Genomic DNA, 17095 nt, shown 5'->3' on the forward strand with positions numbered 1-17095 from the left:
GTATCGAGATTATCATCATTCTTAGAAATAAAAAAACAGCTACCCATTTGGTAACTGTTTACTGATCATTGTTCACTGATCACTGGATAATACTTTCTTCTTCTATAAATTGAACTCCTAATTCTTTCAATTCTTTTAAAATGGGTTCGTAAAGTTCCGGCAAGGTTGGAATGTGAACTCCGATCAAGTTAATTTTTCCAGTTGCCAATAGCTTGGTTGCAATGGCCAGGGGAGTTCCAACGGTATAAGACATTGCTGTATGTTCACGATCTTTACCCTCATAAGTCATCGAGGAGATGATCCTTTTCTTCATGCCAGTGTTTTCATATTCAAATTGGTGTTGCATGACCAATAAATCACGATCTTTATCACCTAAAACCCATTTTTTTTCCAGAATTTTTTGAAGGAAAAAAGCAGGAGTAGCTTCTTTAATTTCCATTACCTCGTTTGAGAATAATCCCAGCCAGTTTAATTTCTCCATGATTTGTGAATTGGAATCGATATCAACGAAATTTGCCAGGCTTTCTTTTGTAGATGATCCATTTTCGGGTAGGAAACTTTTTATAAAATCCATATTCGATAACTTGTGCGAATCTTTCATTACATACGAATCATCGGTGCAACCCAAACGAACCAGAATGTTCCAGGCTTCTGCATATCCCGGACGTCTCATGGTTCCACGCATAATGGTTGGAATATTTTCTATATCGTACAACTCACAATATTGCAATGAATCTCGGTTTGGATAAACTTCGAACTCACCATATCCGTTAACATTGGTCTTGGTTAACTTATGGAAAAGATTGTTGTACGGAACGTATTTGTAATGTCCGTTTTCTTTAAATTGTGCCGTTCCCTGTCCGGCAACTACAACATTTCTGGGATTCCAGGAAAACTTGTAATGCCAGGGATTGTCATCACAAGCAGGAGCAACCAATCCTCCACAGAACGATTTAAAAGATAATAGCTTTCCACCTTCAGCTTTTATGCGATCAATAACCTGCATTGCCGACATATGATCGATTCCAGGATCAACACCGAGTTCATTTAAAAAACACAAGCCAAGTTCTTTTGCTTCTTCATGTAAGTCCATCATCTCCTGACTTACATAGGATGGAGTAAGCATGTGTTTTTTATGCTGTAAACATTCTCGAGCAACAATAATATGCATAGACGCAGGAACCATACTGATAACAATATCTGCTTCAGAAATTTCAGAAGCTCTTTGTTCCAAATCTTTTAGATTAAATCGGAATGCTGATCCATTAGGATGATTTCCAACTTTTTGCTGGGCAAGTTCGAGAGACATATCACCAACATTTATTTTCCAATTGTATTTATCTGAGTGTTTTAACAAATACTGAATTAGATCTGTTGATGAAAGACCGGCTCCAATAATAAGAATATTAGTCATGATTATAAGTGTCAAATTTTAGATGCGATCAGTTTAAATTTACAACATTGTATATTGAAATCCCATGAGATTTTAGCTTTTTTTCTTTTGTTGAATCATAAATTCTCTCAATTACTTTCTTATGGAATGAGTATATTTGTTCGAGATAAAGAATAGATTACCAAACACACAAAATAGAATTCCCTTGGCAAAACAGAAGAAAGCTGTCGAAACACCATTAATGAAACAATATTATCAGATGAAAGAAAAGCACCCTGATGCAATATTGTTATTTAGAGTGGGCGATTTTTACGAGACATTTGAGAATGATGCGATTCGCGCATCGGAGATTTTAGGGATTACTTTAACCAAGCGTGCCAATGGTTCGGCCTCATATGTTGAACTTGCCGGATTTCCACATCATGCGATAGATACTTATTTGCCAAAATTGGTTCGAGCAGGAATGCGCGTTGCCATTTGTGAGCAATTGGAAGATCCTAAAAAGACCAAAAAACTTGTAAAAAGAGGAATTATCGAGTTGGTAACTCCTGGTGTTTCCTATAATGATAATGTACTTGAGCATAGAGAAAATAATTTTTTGGCCTGTGTGCATTTGGAGAAGAAAACTGCTGGGATTGCTTTTTTAGATGCATCGACAGGTGAGTTTTTAACTGCTGAAGGAAATTTTGAATACATCGATAAATTGCTTGGGAATTTTCAACCCAAGGAAGTACTATATCAAAAAGGCAAAGAGAAAGTCTTTCATGAATTGTTTGGTGGTAAATTCTATACTTTCACAATGGATGATTGGGTGTTTACCGAAAGTGCAGCTAATGATCGATTGTTAAGACACTTTGAAACCACATCGCTAAAAGGTTTTGGAGTGCAAAACTTAAGAAGTGGAATCATTGCTTCGGGTGCGGTTTTACATTATCTGGATATTACCAAACACAGCCAGGCCGGACATGTGACTCAGCTTTCCAGAATTGAGGAAGACAGATATGTGTGGTTGGATAAATTCACGGTTCGAAACCTTGAACTATTTGGGGCTTTAAATGATGGAGCGCATACACTTTCTCAGATCATGGACAAAACTTTGAGTCCAATGGGTTCTCGTTTGCTGAAACGTTGGATTGCTTTGCCATTAAAAGATACAGCTCGTATCAATACCCGATTGGATGTAGTGAAATATTTCTACGAAAAGGACAATGAAGCCTTTAGTGTTGAGGATGAAATCAGGCAAATTGGAGATTTGGAAAGAATTATTTCCAAAGTGGCTGTGGCAAGAGTGAGTCCTCGCGAAGTGGTTCAGTTAAAAAATGCTCTGTTAGCCATTGAACCAATCAAGAGTTTCTGTTTGAACTCCGGAAATGCTGGCCTGCTAAAAATTGGAGAGCAGTTGAACCCATGCATTAGTGTTCGTGAGAAAATTGAGAAGGAGATAAAGGCTGATCCTCCAAATATGGTGAGCAAAGGTGGCGTAATAGCCGATGGTGTTTCTGAAGAGTTGGATGAGCTAAGAAAAATTGCATTCTCAGGTAAAGATTACCTGGTGCAAATGCAGGTTCGCGAGAGTGAGAGAACAGGAATTCCTTCCTTAAAAATAGGTTTCAATAATGTGTTTGGATACTATATTGAGGTAAGAAATACGCATAAGGATAAAGTTCCTGAAGAATGGATAAGAAAACAGACTTTGGTGAGTGCTGAGCGTTATATTACTCAGGAATTAAAAGAGTATGAAGAGAAAATTCTTGGTGCTGAAGAGAAAATATTAGCTCTGGAAACCAGACTTTATAACGAATTGGTTTTAAGTATAGCCGATTACATTTCTTCCATTCAGTTAAATGCGGCAATGATTGGTCGCTTGGATTGTTTATTGTCCTTTGCGCGATTGGCAAGAGACAATCATTATTCTTGTCCGGAAATTAATGATTCATCGGTAATAGATATTAAACAAGGAAGACATCCGGTAATCGAAAAGCAATTGCCAATTGATGAGCAGTACATTGCCAATGATGTTTATCTTGACAATGAAAGCCAGCAGGTAATTATTATTACAGGTCCGAATATGGCTGGGAAATCTGCCTTGTTAAGGCAAACTGCATTAATTGTTCTGATGGCACAAATTGGTAGTTTTGTTCCGGCCAAATCAGCAAAAATAGGATATGTTGACAAGATATTTACACGTGTAGGAGCTTCGGATAACATCTCTTTGGGGGAATCAACTTTCATGGTAGAGATGAATGAGGCTGCCAGCATTTTAAATAACCTATCATCGCGAAGCTTGATTCTTTTGGATGAATTGGGACGTGGTACCAGTACTTATGATGGTATTTCCATAGCATGGTCAATTGTGGAGTATATCCATGAAAATGCAAAAGCGAAGGCTAAAACTCTATTTGCAACCCATTACCACGAATTGAATGAGATGGAGAAATCATTTAATAGGGTAAAAAATTACAATGTTTCGGTGAAGGAGGTCAACAATAAGGTGATTTTCTTAAGGAAATTGGTTCCTGGAGGTTCAAATCACAGTTTTGGGATTCATGTGGCAAGAATGGCTGGTATGCCTAAATCGGTAGTGAAACGTGCTGATGAAATTCTAATTCAGTTGGAAGGAAACAAGAATGGAGAGTCCTTGGCAAAACCTGTTGGTGATATTGCACAACAAAGAGAAGGTTACCAAATGAGTTTTTTCCAGCTTGATGATCCGGTATTGGAACAAATTCGTGAAGAAATATCGGATTTGGATGTAAATAATCTTACTCCGATTGAGGCTTTGAACAAATTAAATGAGATAAAAAAGATCTCAGGATTGTAATAAGCTGAACTCAATTAAAAGTATCCACCACAGAAAGTCAGATTTATTCGAAATTTACTTTAAAAAATCAGTTCAAACTGTGACAATATTTTTATTTGATCTCAAGTTTATAAAAAAAAATAAAAAAAAGTGAGATCCCCATTTTTAAAGGCTTTTTATGCCTATTGTCTGAATTTCAATAAGTCAGAAATACTGTAGCGTTGGAAGCTTTTAAGCTGATCAAAAAAAAATGAGATAATTGTATTTTTTTCTTTTGCAGAATAAAAAAATACGCATATATTTGCATCGCAATTGAGAGAACAACGGTTCACTTTTAAAAAGCAAAATGCGAGAATAGCTCAGTTGGTAGAGCATAACCTTGCCAAGGTTAGGGTCGCGAGTTCGAGTCTCGTTTCTCGCTCAAATCCAATAAGGATGCCCGGGTGGTGGAATTGGTAGACACGCTGGACTTAAAATCCAGTGGCTTCACGGCCGTGCGGGTTCAAGTCCCGCCCCGGGTACCAGGGTAAAAGCCGTTTCAGAAATGAAACGGCTTTTTTTATGCAATAAACTTTCCTGCTCAATAGCACACTTGTCAGTAAAAAAATAATATATACTTTTGCGACAGTAATGGTTCTGGTTGCATCTTCTTGTGCAATAGGATTAAAAGGGAATGCAGTGAAAATCTGCAACAGTTCCCGCTGCTGTAAGTCTGGTTCCAAAGTTTTGGGATCGCGGTTTTTATACTACAGCCACTGTTCGGTTTTAGATTGAATGGGAAGGCATAAAAATCAGGATAAGTCAGAAGACCTGCCATCACAGTGATTAAACATTTTGCTTCCGGGACAGAAGTTTGTGTTTGGGACTTATTGGTTTTAATGTTCTGAATTATTCTCGTCGTTATTAAGGATTGCAAAGTGAAGTTATTAATGTTTTAATATCTTGCTATGCAAAAGATTTATGTTGTAGCTATTATGCTACTAATGTCAGTGACTTTCGTTAATGCACAGAATGCTGTGCTAAAAGGCGTGGTAACCCAAAAAAGCAACCAACAAGCTATGCCAGGTGCCAGTGTATATTTTTCAGGCACTACTACAGGTACAGCAACCAACAACAAAGGTGAATACAAGATTAAAAATTTATCGCCGGGTGATTACGATTTGGTTGTATCCTTTTCGGGCTATAGCCGTCAAAAGCAGAAAATTACCATTAAAGAAGGGATTAATGTTCTAAACTTTGCAATGGTGGAATCCAAAAGTCAATTGGGAGAAATTGTTGTAACCGGAACAGGTACGGCTCACCATTTAAAAACAGCTCCGGTTCAAACTGAATTGATAGGTAAAAAAGCGATTGCAAACACAGGAGCTTCTGATTTTAATGAGCTGATGATGAGTGTGAGCCCATCATTCGATTTTAATCCGGGAACCATGGGAGGTATGATGACCATTAATGGTTTGGGTAACGATTTTATTCTGGTTCTTGTTGATGGCAAACGCATGTATGGAGATGTTGGTGGAAATACCGACCTAAATAGAATTAATCCTGATGATGTGGAGCGCATTGAAGTTTTAAAAGGTGCATCATCTCTGCTTTATGGATCGGATGCGATTGCGGGTGTTGTGAATATCATTACCAAAAAATCAAAGCAAAAAATAAATATATCCAATACCAGTCGTATTCGTGAGTACAGAACTTATCAACAAAGCAATACGGTTGATCTGAACCTGGGTAAGTTCTCATGGAATGGAAACTTTAATCACAAAAGAAGTGATGGATGGAAATTAAGTCCTTTTGAAATAGATGATGATGAATTGATTGAAACAGATAAAAGAGCGCAGTACGAGTACAATGACTTTACATTTGCTCAAACTTTAAAGTTTCGTGCCACTAAAAGATTGGAAGTATATGCCGGAAATTCATTTTTCAAAAAACATGTAAAAAGGCCTATTTCTATCTATAAATATGGTTATTTCTATACCGATAAATCTTTTGAAGCAGGAGCCAAGTACTTATTGAATAAGAAAGATTACGTATCTGTTGATTATAACTTTGATCAATACAGATACTATTATCGATACAATCAAGAGTTCAAGAGTTACAAGAAAAGCGATAAAGACATTCAGAATGATCAAAGAATGATCAATTTTAGAATGAAGTATGTGAATGCCATTTCTAAGAGTAACACGCTTACTCTTGGTGCTGATTATCTGAAAGAGAAAATGGTTTCGGAAGATCGATTGGTAAATGGAAAGGCTGATGCTAAAACAATTGCTTTGTATGCACAGGAAGAAATCAAATTCCTGGAAAGATTTCAGTTGGTAGCAGGAGCCCGTTACGTAAAGCATAATGAGTTTGGTAGCGCTTTTACTCCAAAAGTATCCTTACTGTACAAACTGGACCATTTTAATTTCCGAGGAACTTATGGATATGGTTTTAAAGCCCCAACAGTAAAAGAATTGTATTATGCCTACGAAAAAAGAGGAACTCTTTATTTGGGTAATGAAAAGCTGGATCCTCAGAAATCACAATATTCTTCTTTGGGCATAGAGTTTCATAATGATTTTCTAACTGCAAGCATTACAGGATACATTAATAATGTAGATGATTTGATTGCCTATGAAACCATTGATCTTGAACCTGGAGATGCTGATAATGGCATTAAAAAAAGACGAAAACATTACAATGTTGAGGAATCGAAATCGCAAGGGATTGATTTCTTACTGAACGCAAAATTAGGAGCAGGTTTTACACTTGGGGGTGGGTACAGCTATGTTGATGCCAAAGATGAAACTACAAGAGAAAAATTAGATGGAGTTGCTGAAAACTATGGAAATGTTCGTTTGGCTTATGATCGTTCATGGAAGAACTATTCCTTTAATACAACAATTTTGGGACGTATTCAGGATGAAAAATCATATGACAATGGAGAAGATAATGCCAAAGGATACGATTTGTGGAAATTAACCACCAATCACAAGTTTTTAAACTTGGGTTCGTTCATTTTAGAAGCTCAACTTGGGGTTGATAACATTTTCGACTATGTAGATGATAGTCCTTATGGCTCTCATTATGGAACCATTAATCCGGGACGTACTTTTTTCGCTGGTATTAAAATCAATTTTGCTCAATAGTTTTGAAAAGATTAAATAAATATCTCATTCAAATCCACAACATATCAGGTTCATTACTGAGCCTGATGTTTGTGGTTTGGTTTATTTCCGGAATCGTTCTTATTTTCGATGGTTTTCCTCATGCTTCTCGCAAAGATCGATTTTTACATCTTACCGAGTTTCATAAACAGGATTTTGAGAATTTACAAGCGCCTCCAAAATCTTTCAATGGTAAAGTTACATTGGAATTGTGCGATGGAAAACCTGTTTATAGAGTTAAATCAGGCCGAAAATCCCAAAAAACTTATGATGCCATAAGTTTAAAGCAGCTCGCTTCTTTTGATGAAAATCATGCCAAAAAGCTAAGCTCATCTTTTAACGGATATCCTGTAAAGGAAATAGAAAAGATGAATGAATTGGATGATTGGATGCCATGGTCTTACTATCGAGCTTTATTGCCATTGTACAAATGCAAAATGAATGACCCGGCTCACACTGTTTTATACATTTCAGAAAAAACAGGTGAGATTGTACAGGAAACTAACAGAAGAGCCAGATGGAGTGCGTGTTTTGGAGCAATTCCGCATTGGATTTACTTTAAAAAACTTCGCTTGGCGAAAGATACATGGAGATTGGTCATTATCATTCTATCCTCATTAGGAATTTTAATGTCTGTAACAGGCATTTATGCTGGATTGGTTCGACTTCGAAAGAGAAAAGAAAAGGGAATCAGTCCATACAAGAAGTTTTGGTACAAGTGGCATCACCTAACAGGTTTTTTCTTTGGTATATTTGTGTTCACTTTTATTTTGAGTGGATTGGTTTCTGTTACTTCAATCCCCGACTGGATGGTTGGTGTAAATTCTAAAGAGAAGGTTGACATTGAATGGAATCAAAAGTTAGAATTATCGGGTCATAAAAATATAGTACCAAAGGAAATTTTTACAGCTCTAGACAATAAGGAAGGAGTTCGCAAAATTGAGTGGAAAACCGTTTTAAATACTCCTCAATTCAGAGTTTATTACGACGATTATCAAAAATCTGAGATTTACACTTTAGATGATGGTAAAGTGATTCCACAAAAGAAATTTAGTTTAGCGGATATCAAACAACAGTCTGAAGAGAAATTTAAGGATACTAAATTCTCTGTAGTTGAGCAGAAAGGTTACGACAATTATTATTCTGGGTCAGCGATGTATTATTTACCGACTTCGGCCTATAAAATAGAACTTTCTGATGCGCTTAATACCTGGCTGTATATTGATCCGGCAAGTGGAGAACGCGTTAAAAAATTAACAAAAAATACTCGATTGCGTCGTTGGCTGTATCGCTTTTTTCACACATTGGATTTGGCCATACTAAAGCAAAATGACACGATACGAAAAACTCTTTTGGTTCTCTTATCGCTAATTGGTTTAGCAGTTAGCATTACAGGAATGAGGCTTTCTTTTAAATGGTTTAAAAGAAATTACAACAAACTAATTAAAACTAAAAAATTATAGCACTATGAAACGAATATTGCATTTAAGTATATTTTTCTTGTTGATATTGAATGTGCAAATGACATATGCGCATAAAAAAGCGGAGGACAAAAAAGGCATTCTTTTGGTAACATTTGGAAGTAGCTATCCTGAGACCAGAGTGGCATTCGAGAATATTGATAAAATTGTAAAAGCCGAGTTTCCCAATGTGGAGATTCGATGGGCTTATACTTCCAAAATCGTTAGAAAGATTTTGAAGAAAAGAGGTGAAAATATTGATTCTCCTGCTGAAGCATTGGCTAAAATGGGAGAGGATGGATTTACTCATGTTGCGGTTCAATCCTTACATATCATTCCTGGCGAAGAGTACGATAATTTGAAGCATACAGTTGAAGCCTTTAATGGAATGCCTAAAGGAATTAAAGTAACTGAGATAGGAGCTCCATTGCTATTTTTAGATCATGATCAGATGCAATTGGCGGATGCCCTTCACCAACAGTTTAAAAATAAATTGAATTCTAAAACAGCAGTTCTGTTTATGGGACATGGTTCACATCACCAGTCGAATATTTATTATCCTGGATTTGAATACTATTTAAAGCAAAAATCAGATCAATACTTTGTAGGTACGGTAGAAGGATTTCCTTTGTTGGATGCTATTCTTCCTCAGTTAAAATCGAATGGAATTAAAAAGGTAATATTAACTCCTTTTATGTCGGTAGCTGGTGATCATGCGCGAAATGATATGGCAGGAAACGAGGAGGACAGTTGGAAAATCAATCTTGAGAAGGAAGGGTTTAAAACAGAAGTTGCAATGATAGGTTTGGCTGAATATGATTCTGTTGTTGGAATTTGGGTTGAACATTTGAAAGCAATTTGTCAAGAGCTAGGAATTCGTTAAAATCTGAATCATGAAAAAGATTATTTTTCTTCTGACTATAAGTTTAAGCTTGTTTCTGAATGCTTGCAATAACAAGTCATCAAATGCAACAAAAGAAAACCAACAAGATGAAGTCATTGAGATATCATTAAAGCATGCTAAAGAATTCAAGATTGAAAAGCATGGTGACAAGACACTTGTAAAGATTCATAAAAAAGGAGAAGATGGTGTTTTTGATACCTTCAGTCTTGTGAAGAATAAAGCAAAGGCAAAAGACCTTCCAAATGGTATTCCGGTTCCTTGTAAAAGAATTGTTTGTTTGTCGAGTACGCAGTTAAGTTACTTTTTTGCCTTGGATGATATTGATGATATCGTAGCCATAAACAGCAGTCGATACCTGCGACACGAAGGAATGAAAGCCTTGGTTGAAGCTGGAAAGGTGAAAAGAATTGGAAAAGAAGGAAACTTTAACCTTGAAATGCTGGCTGCTCTCGATCCGGATGTAATATTTGTATCTCCGTTTAAAGTTGGAGGTTTCGATGTGTTGAGAAACCTTGGAATTCCTTTGGTGCCAATGGCTGCCTATAACGAGGAAACACCATTGGGACGTGCAGAATGGATTAAAATGCTTGCACTTTTTGTGGGGCAGGAAGAGAAAGCAGATGCTATCTTTAATGGAATTGAATCTCGATATCAAAACCTAAAAAAAATTGCCTCGAATGTTGAAAAGCGACCAACAGTCTTCTCAGGAAAAATGAGATCGGGAAGTTGGTATGTTCCGGGAGGAAATAGTTTTTACGCTCATTATTTTCGCGATGCAGGAGCTGATTACATCATTAAGGATAATAAGCAAGGAGCTTACCCTGTAGATTTTGAAACCATTTATAGTAAGGCTTCCGATTGTGATTTTTGGAGAATTATTCATCCCGAAAAATCAGGTTTAAGCCTGAAAGATTTGGGCGATCAGGATCCAAGATATATGGATTTTGATGCATTTCAGAATAAGAATGTAATTTTGTGCAACATTCGTGAAAAGCCATACTACGAACAGGCAGGTATGAAACCTGATGTTTTATTGGCAGATTACATTCATTTTTTTCATCCGGAATTATTGCCGGAGCATAAACCTTATTTTTACGAAAGGCTGAAATGATCCATAAATTAGGAAGAATATCAATTGTAATTACACTGGCAACACTGTTGCTGGTTTTTCTTGTTTTATTGAACCTGGTGTTGGGATCCATACATATCCCACTGTCGGAGATTAAAGCAATTTTGTTTACAGGAGAAGAGGTAAACAGAATTTATGAAAACATCATTCTTAAAACAAGATTGCCCCAAACTATAGTTTCTCTGGGTGCAGGTATGGCCTTGGGAGTAGCAGGTTTGTTGATGCAAACTTTGTTTCGAAATCCGCTTGCCGGCCCGTCGGTTTTGGGAATTTCATCAGGTTCGAGTCTTGGTGTTGCTTTTGTAATGCTATTTACCGGAAATATTTTGGGATTTACTTTTACCAGTCTGGGGGCTTGGGGAGATTTTGCAGTTGTTTTTTCATCCTTAATTGGAGCGGCCTTGGTTTTGGCTTTGATCCTTTTTATATCGCATCGTATTGGAGGAACTTTAAGTGTCCTGATTATTGGTGTGATGATTGGATACTTAAGCAGTTCATTGGTAAGTTTGCTGAAATTCTATAGTCCTGAAGAAGATGTATACAATTATGTGATTTGGGGTTTAGGTAGTTTTAGCCGTTTGGCAAGCGAGCGTGCAATGATGTTTGGTTTAATTACAGTAATTCCTTCTGTTTTGGCAACATTTTTAAGCAAGTCCTTAAACCTATTGGCTTTGGGAGATCGTTATGCCTCAAACCTGGGATTGAATATCAAAAGGGCACGCTTTTTAATTATTGCCTTCTCGGGATTTTTAACAGCCATTGTTACTTCATTTTGTGGTCCCATTATTTTTATAGGAGTTGCAGTGCCGCATTTGGCCAAATTGTTATCGAAAACATCAAACCACTTTTACTTGATATTGAATGCAGCTTTGCTGGGAGCAGCAACAGCCTTATTGTGTAATCTATTGGCACGAATGCCAGGAATGGAGCAGGAAATGCCTATCAACTCGGTAACTGCATTTATTGGAGCACCAGTTGTGATTTGGGTAATTTGGAAGCGTAGAAAAGAAAATCGATTGGAGTAGTTATGGCAGGAAAAGAGATTCTAGATATCAACAAGCTGTGTATAGGTTACGGAAAAGGTAAACGTGCAAAAGTGGTGCATGATCAATTGCAAGCTAAAATGTTTGCTGGAGAATTGGTTTGTTTACTGGGCGAGAATGGAACAGGAAAAAGTACTTTAATTCGTACGATTTGCGGGTTTCAACCTGCATTGGGAGGAGAAGCTACTCTTCTTGGGAAAGATTTATTGCAGCTTTCCGAAAAGGAATTGTCGAAAATGGCAGCCGTAGTACTTACCGATCGTGTAATTGTGCCCAATGCTAGCGTAGAGGAATTGGTGGCCTTAGGAAGAAGTCCGTATACCGGAACATTCGGAATCTTAAATGATGAGGATAAAGAGATTGTTCATACTTCGATTGAAAAATGTGGGATTCTGCACAAGAAAAAGGAACGATTATCGAATTTGAGTGATGGTGAAAAGCAGAAGGCTTTCATTGCAAAAGCTTTGGCACAGGATACTCAGATCATTATTCTTGATGAGCCAACCGCCTTTTTGGATATGCCAGCACGAGTGGAGATCATGCAGTTGTTAAGACAGATTGCAAGCAATTCAGGAAAATCAGTTTTGATGTCAACCCACGATTTGGATTTGGCCTTACAAATGGCAGATAAACTTTGGTTGCTATCGGCAGATAAAGGATTATTGACTGGAACACCTGAAGATTTGTTGCTGAGAAATGAATTTCAGACCATTTTCCAGAGTAAAGGAATTGAGTTTGATAACAAAACAGGATTGTTTAGAGTAGGCTATGACTACAATCATGAGATTCCAGTAAAAGGTCACGGCTTTGAGTATGTATTGCTTCGAAGAGCATTTGCGAGAAATGGAATAAAAACCATACGCAAGGCAGAAGAAGATACCACATGGCTAGAGGTGTGTAAAAATGGAAGTACCAGTTTTAAATACTTCGAGAATGGAAAATGTTTGGGACAAGAGAAAACCATTGAAAACTTACTAACTCTAACTTTAAATCATCGGTAATGATAGTTGCAGCAGTAAGTTCAAAAAGTAGAATTGGCGATGTGGAGTTTAATTTATCCACCACAATGGATTGGATTAAAAGCTTCGATGCACAAGGAGTAGATTTTATTTTGTTCCCGGAGTTGAATTTGTCTGGCTATATAAGAGATATTGAGATTCTAAAAACGGTATTGCCAGAGAAAGAGGCTTTATTTACATCTTTATTGGAAATATCGAAGAATACGAATTCAGCATTTGCTGTGGGCTTTCCTGAACAGGAAGGAGAAAAGTATTTCATTACTCACTTCGTGTTTGAAGGAGGGAAGATCATAGGAAAACATAGAAAAACACATGTAAGCATTAGCGAAAAAGAGGTTTACTCAGAGGGTGATGAGATAAATGTATTTCCCGTGAAAGAAATGCTTGTAGGTATTCAGATTTGCTACGAAACACACTTCCCTGAAATCAGTGCCATTCAAGCACAAAAAGGAGCAAATGTATTGACAATGGCTTTTGCATCTCCAAAAGAATCTTGTCAGGATAAAATCGAAAGATTTAAAAGATATATCCCCGCAAGGGCATACGACAATTCATGTTATACTTTGGCATGTAATCAGGTTACAACAAATGATAGGGGAACAGTTTTTCCATGTGCAAGCCTGATTATTGATCCCAAAGGAAAAGTGCTTTCAGAATCCTTTGTAGAAGAAAATGAATTTGCTGTGGCGGATATTGATTTCCATGAAATCAATAGGATAAAAGAATCGAAAATGGCATACTTTAATGCTCATAAACGAACGGATTGGTTAAAAGAATACTATGGATAAGATAGATACAAATGCATTTTTAATTGCAGCACCCAAGAGTAATTCTGGTAAAACCATGATTACACTTGGTTTAATGCAAGCCTTGGTGAATAGAGGATTGAAGGTTCAGCCCTTTAAATGTGGACCAGATTATATCGATCCCATGCACCATTCTAAAATTGCAGGGCAGCCATCATACAATTTGGACATGTGGATGACAGATGAAGAACATGTTCAGCAAATATTTACTCAGCATGCTGCCAAGGCAAATGTTTCTATCGCCGAGGGGGTAATGGGCTTGTTCGATGGTGCTCAAAAAGATATTGGTAGTTCGGCGGCAGTTGCCCGCTTGCTCGATCTGCCAGTGATTTTGGTAGTGGATGCATCGAGTACGGCTTATTCTGTAGCTCCTTTGTTGTATGGATTCAAGAATTTCGATAAAAACATAAACCTGGCAGGAGTCATTTTTAATAAGGTGGCCAGCCAGTCTCACTTTCAGTTTTTAAAAGAGGCTGCCATCGATGCCGGGGTTCAGGTGTTGGGATACATGCCGCGTGATCAAAGACTGGCCATAGAATCAAGACACTTGGGATTACACCTTCCGGGTGAGAATCAAAATCGAGAAATCGTAAATGTTGCGGCTGAATTGTTAGAGAATCATGTTGATATTAATTTGCTTCTGAAAATTACGCAGAAGGGGATTCAGCCATTAACAAACCATAATATAGATACAAAGAAGCAATTCAAAATTGCTTTGGCTCACGATGAGGCTTTCAACTTTTCCTATCAGGCAAACCGTGATGTGTTGGCCGAATTGGGAGACTTAGTAGAGTTTAGCCCATTGAATGATGAAAAATTGCCCGAGGCAGATTTGCTTTGGTTGCCAGGCGGATATCCGGAGTTGTTTGCAGAGCAATTGGCGAACAATAATAAAATGAAACAGGCCATTGCCGAGTATATTGAAAGTGGCAAAGCTTTGATAGCTGAATGTGGGGGAATGATGTATCTGGGTAAAAATATCATTACCAAAAAAGGAGAAACATACCAAATGACTGGTGTTTTTGACTTTGATACTTCCTTTGAAAATATGAAGCTTCACCTGGGATACCGCGATTTGAAAGGAAAGGATATCAGTATAAAAGGGCACGAGTTTCATTATTCAAATCTGATTGGAGAAGAAAAAGCCAGTGCAGATTATCAGGCCAAAACGGCAAGAGGGCGCGATGTTACAATGCCTGTATTCAGAAGAAAGAATTGTTGGGCTTCCTACATGCACCTGTATTTGGGAAAAAGAGAGAAAATGTTGCAAATGATAAAAGAATTGGGATTATGAGTTTGGGAAAATTAATTGGAGTTGCATTAGGACCTGGTGATCCGGAATTGATCACTCTTAAAGGCTTAAAGGCATTTCAGAATGCGGATCTTATTTTTTATCCGGCATCGAGCATAAAGGAATCGAAAGTAATTTCTTTTTCATACGATATATTAAAGCAGTTGAATGTGGAAACCGAGTGTCTGCCGCTTGTGATTCCCATGACAGGGGAAAACAGGGAGATGCATTACCAAAAAGCCTTTGATGAGATTCATGAGGAATTGAAAAAAGGAAAAAATGTAGCCGTGGTTTCCGAAGGAGATGCTCTTTTCTATAGCACTTTTGGATACATTTTAAAGATAGCACAAGAAGCAAATGTTGACTGTAAAGTAATTCCGGGAATACCTGCTTTTATTGCAACTGGTGCCGAAGGCGAAAAACCGGTAACCGAAGGAAATCAGGCCTTAAAGGTAATTGCCCGACCAAATGGTTTTGAAGAAATAAAAGAAGCTTTGAAAGAAAATCAAACACTGGTTGTAATGAAAATGAGTGTACTCGATAAGTGGAGTGATTTTCTTGAAAAACAAAATAGATCATTTTTTTATATCGAACGCGTGGGAACACCGCAACAGTATTCCACAAGCAATGTTCAGGATTTAAAGTTGCGAACAATACCTTACTTTTCATTAATTATAATTTATGCCTAAGAAAATATATAGCATAGGAATTGGACCGGGAAATGAGAAATTCCTTACTCCACAGGCTTTGCAAGCCATTCAGGAAGCAGAAGTAATTGTTGGTTACAGCTTTTATTTTGAACACATCAAGCAGTTGTCAGGAGGTAAAGAGCTGATTGATACGGGTATGAAAAAAGAGCGTCAACGAGCAGAGAAAGCATTCGAAATAGCCGAATCGGGAAAAACCGTTGCTGTAATTAGTAGTGGTGATTCCGGTGTTTACGGAATGGCGCCTTTGCTTTGGGAAATGAAAGCGGAAAAAGCTTCGGATGTTGATTTGGAAGTAGTTCCGGGAATCTCTGCCATGTTTGCGGCAGCATCTAAATTGGGAGCACCTCTTGGACACGACTTTTGTTCCATTTCTATGTCGGATTTGTTAACCCCATGGGAAAAAATTGAGAAAAGAATTGTAGCAGCAGCTAATGCCGATTTTGTAACAGCGGTTTACAATCCGTTAAGCAAAGGCAGATTCTGGCAATTGATGAGGCTAAGAGAATTGTTCCTGGAAGTACGTTCGCCTGAAACGCCTGTTGGAATTGCCCGAAATGTGGGAAGAGAAGATGAAAGTATTGAGGTAATTACCCTTGCCGAATTGGATGTGACCAAAGCCGATATGTTTACCGTTATTGTGATTGGTAACAGTCAAACTTTTAAGGCTCAAGGTAAGATGGTAACACCTAGAGGTTACTATGCCAACCAAAACAATAGCAAGGACAAACTTGGACGCCGCATCATGAATGCAAGTTTCCAAACCATTTTGGATCATATCGATATTACAGATAAACCATTGGCTCATGTTTGGGTTGCACTGCACTGTATTCATACTACTGCCGATTTTAAATTGAACGAATCGGTTGAGCTGAGCAATAATGTGGTGGAGCAATTGCATGAGAAATTTTATTCGGGAAAACCTCCGGTTATTGTTACCGATGTTTCGATGGTTACAAGAGGAATTCGCAGAGCAACGGCAGCCAAATTAGGTCTTGAAATTAAATGCTATTTGGATGATGAGCGCGTGGCTGAAATGGCTTCGCAGAAAAATATTACAAGAACTCAGGCAGGAATACAGTTGGCAGTAGAAGAGCATCCCGATGCCATTTTTGCTTTCGGAAACGCACCAACTGCACTTATCGAGTTGATCAAGTTAATCCGAAATGGGAAAGCAAATCCTGCTGGTGTAATTGCAGCTCCGGTTGGTTTTGTGAATGTAAAAGAAAGCAAGTGGCAATTAAAATATGGTTGTCCTGATGTTCCTGCTGTGTTTGTAAACGGCAGAAAAGGAGGAAGCAATGTGGCAGCAACCATTATCAATGCCATATTAAGTTGGAGTGAAGCGGAACAAATGCATCCGGGTGAGGGACTATAGAGGAATGGCTCTCGTT

Annotated in this window: 12 protein-coding genes, 2 tRNA genes and 1 riboswitch; of the genes, 13 read left to right on the plus strand and 1 reads right to left on the minus strand. The window is 37.7% G+C overall.

Annotated features, from left to right (window positions below; genetic code table 11):
• Positions 1-79: 79 nt before the first annotated feature.
• The gene (locus tag NQ163_RS09175) at positions 80-1414 is read right to left on the minus strand and encodes a saccharopine dehydrogenase family protein (RefSeq protein WP_268190050.1); all 1335 of its coding nucleotides are present in this window, start codon (positions 1412-1414) and stop codon (positions 80-82) included.
• A gap of 184 nt (positions 1415-1598) precedes the next feature.
• On the opposite strand from NQ163_RS09175, the gene mutS reads away from it, so the two are divergent.
• The 13 genes from mutS (at position 1599) to cobJ (ending at position 17079) form a co-directional block, all read left to right on the plus strand.
• A complete protein-coding gene (mutS, locus tag NQ163_RS09180; RefSeq protein ID WP_268190051.1) occupies positions 1599-4214 on the plus strand; it encodes a DNA mismatch repair protein MutS in 2616 nt (871 codons plus the stop codon).
• A gap of 327 nt (positions 4215-4541) precedes the next feature.
• Positions 4542-4614, plus strand: a tRNA-Gly gene (locus tag NQ163_RS09185).
• A 16-nt stretch (positions 4615-4630) separates the two neighbouring features.
• Positions 4631-4717 (plus strand) — tRNA-Leu (locus tag NQ163_RS09190).
• A 90-nt stretch (positions 4718-4807) separates the two neighbouring features.
• Positions 4808-5025, plus strand: a riboswitch (cobalamin riboswitch).
• Between the two features lie 115 nt (positions 5026-5140).
• Positions 5141-7324: a TonB-dependent receptor gene (locus tag NQ163_RS09195; protein WP_268190052.1), complete on the plus strand. Its 2184-nt coding sequence runs from the start codon at positions 5141-5143 to the stop codon at positions 7322-7324.
• A 2-nt stretch (positions 7325-7326) separates the two neighbouring features.
• A complete protein-coding gene (locus tag NQ163_RS09200) occupies positions 7327-8805 on the plus strand; it encodes a PepSY domain-containing protein (RefSeq protein WP_268190053.1) in 1479 nt (492 codons plus the stop codon).
• Positions 8806-8809: 4 nt separating this feature from the next.
• The gene (locus tag NQ163_RS09205; protein WP_268190054.1) at positions 8810-9685 is read left to right on the plus strand and encodes a sirohydrochlorin cobaltochelatase; all 876 of its coding nucleotides are present in this window, start codon (positions 8810-8812) and stop codon (positions 9683-9685) included.
• A 10-nt stretch (positions 9686-9695) separates the two neighbouring features.
• Positions 9696-10817, plus strand: coding sequence for an ABC transporter substrate-binding protein (locus tag NQ163_RS09210; RefSeq protein WP_268190055.1), 1122 nt, complete (start codon positions 9696-9698; stop codon positions 10815-10817).
• On the plus strand, positions 10814-11860 hold the full coding sequence (locus NQ163_RS09215) for a FecCD family ABC transporter permease (RefSeq protein WP_268190056.1): 1047 nt from the start codon (positions 10814-10816) through the stop codon (positions 11858-11860). Before NQ163_RS09210 ends, NQ163_RS09215 begins: the two co-directional genes overlap by 4 nt.
• 2 nt (positions 11861-11862) lie before the next feature.
• On the plus strand, positions 11863-12879 hold the full coding sequence (locus NQ163_RS09220) for an ABC transporter ATP-binding protein (protein WP_268190057.1): 1017 nt from the start codon (positions 11863-11865) through the stop codon (positions 12877-12879).
• The gene (locus NQ163_RS09225; protein ID WP_268190058.1) at positions 12879-13685 is read left to right on the plus strand and encodes a nitrilase-related carbon-nitrogen hydrolase; all 807 of its coding nucleotides are present in this window, start codon (positions 12879-12881) and stop codon (positions 13683-13685) included. Before NQ163_RS09220 ends, NQ163_RS09225 begins: the two co-directional genes overlap by 1 nt.
• Positions 13678-14997 carry a cobyrinate a,c-diamide synthase gene (locus NQ163_RS09230; protein WP_268190059.1) on the plus strand — a complete coding sequence of 440 codons (1320 nt, stop codon included), beginning with the start codon at positions 13678-13680 and terminating at the stop codon, positions 14995-14997. The genes NQ163_RS09225 and NQ163_RS09230 overlap by 8 nt, the downstream gene beginning before the upstream one ends.
• On the plus strand, positions 14994-15683 hold the full coding sequence (gene cobI, locus NQ163_RS09235) for a precorrin-2 C(20)-methyltransferase (protein WP_268190060.1): 690 nt from the start codon (positions 14994-14996) through the stop codon (positions 15681-15683). The genes NQ163_RS09230 and cobI overlap by 4 nt, the downstream gene beginning before the upstream one ends.
• Positions 15676-17079, plus strand: a complete 1404-nt coding sequence (gene cobJ, locus NQ163_RS09240; protein WP_268190061.1) for a precorrin-3B C(17)-methyltransferase — start codon at positions 15676-15678, stop codon at positions 17077-17079. The genes cobI and cobJ overlap by 8 nt, the downstream gene beginning before the upstream one ends.
• Positions 17080-17095: the final 16 nt, after the last annotated feature.

It is taken from the genome of Marinifilum sp. D737, from assembly GCF_026672275.1.
GTDB lineage: Bacteria > Bacteroidota > Bacteroidia > Bacteroidales > Marinifilaceae > Marinifilum.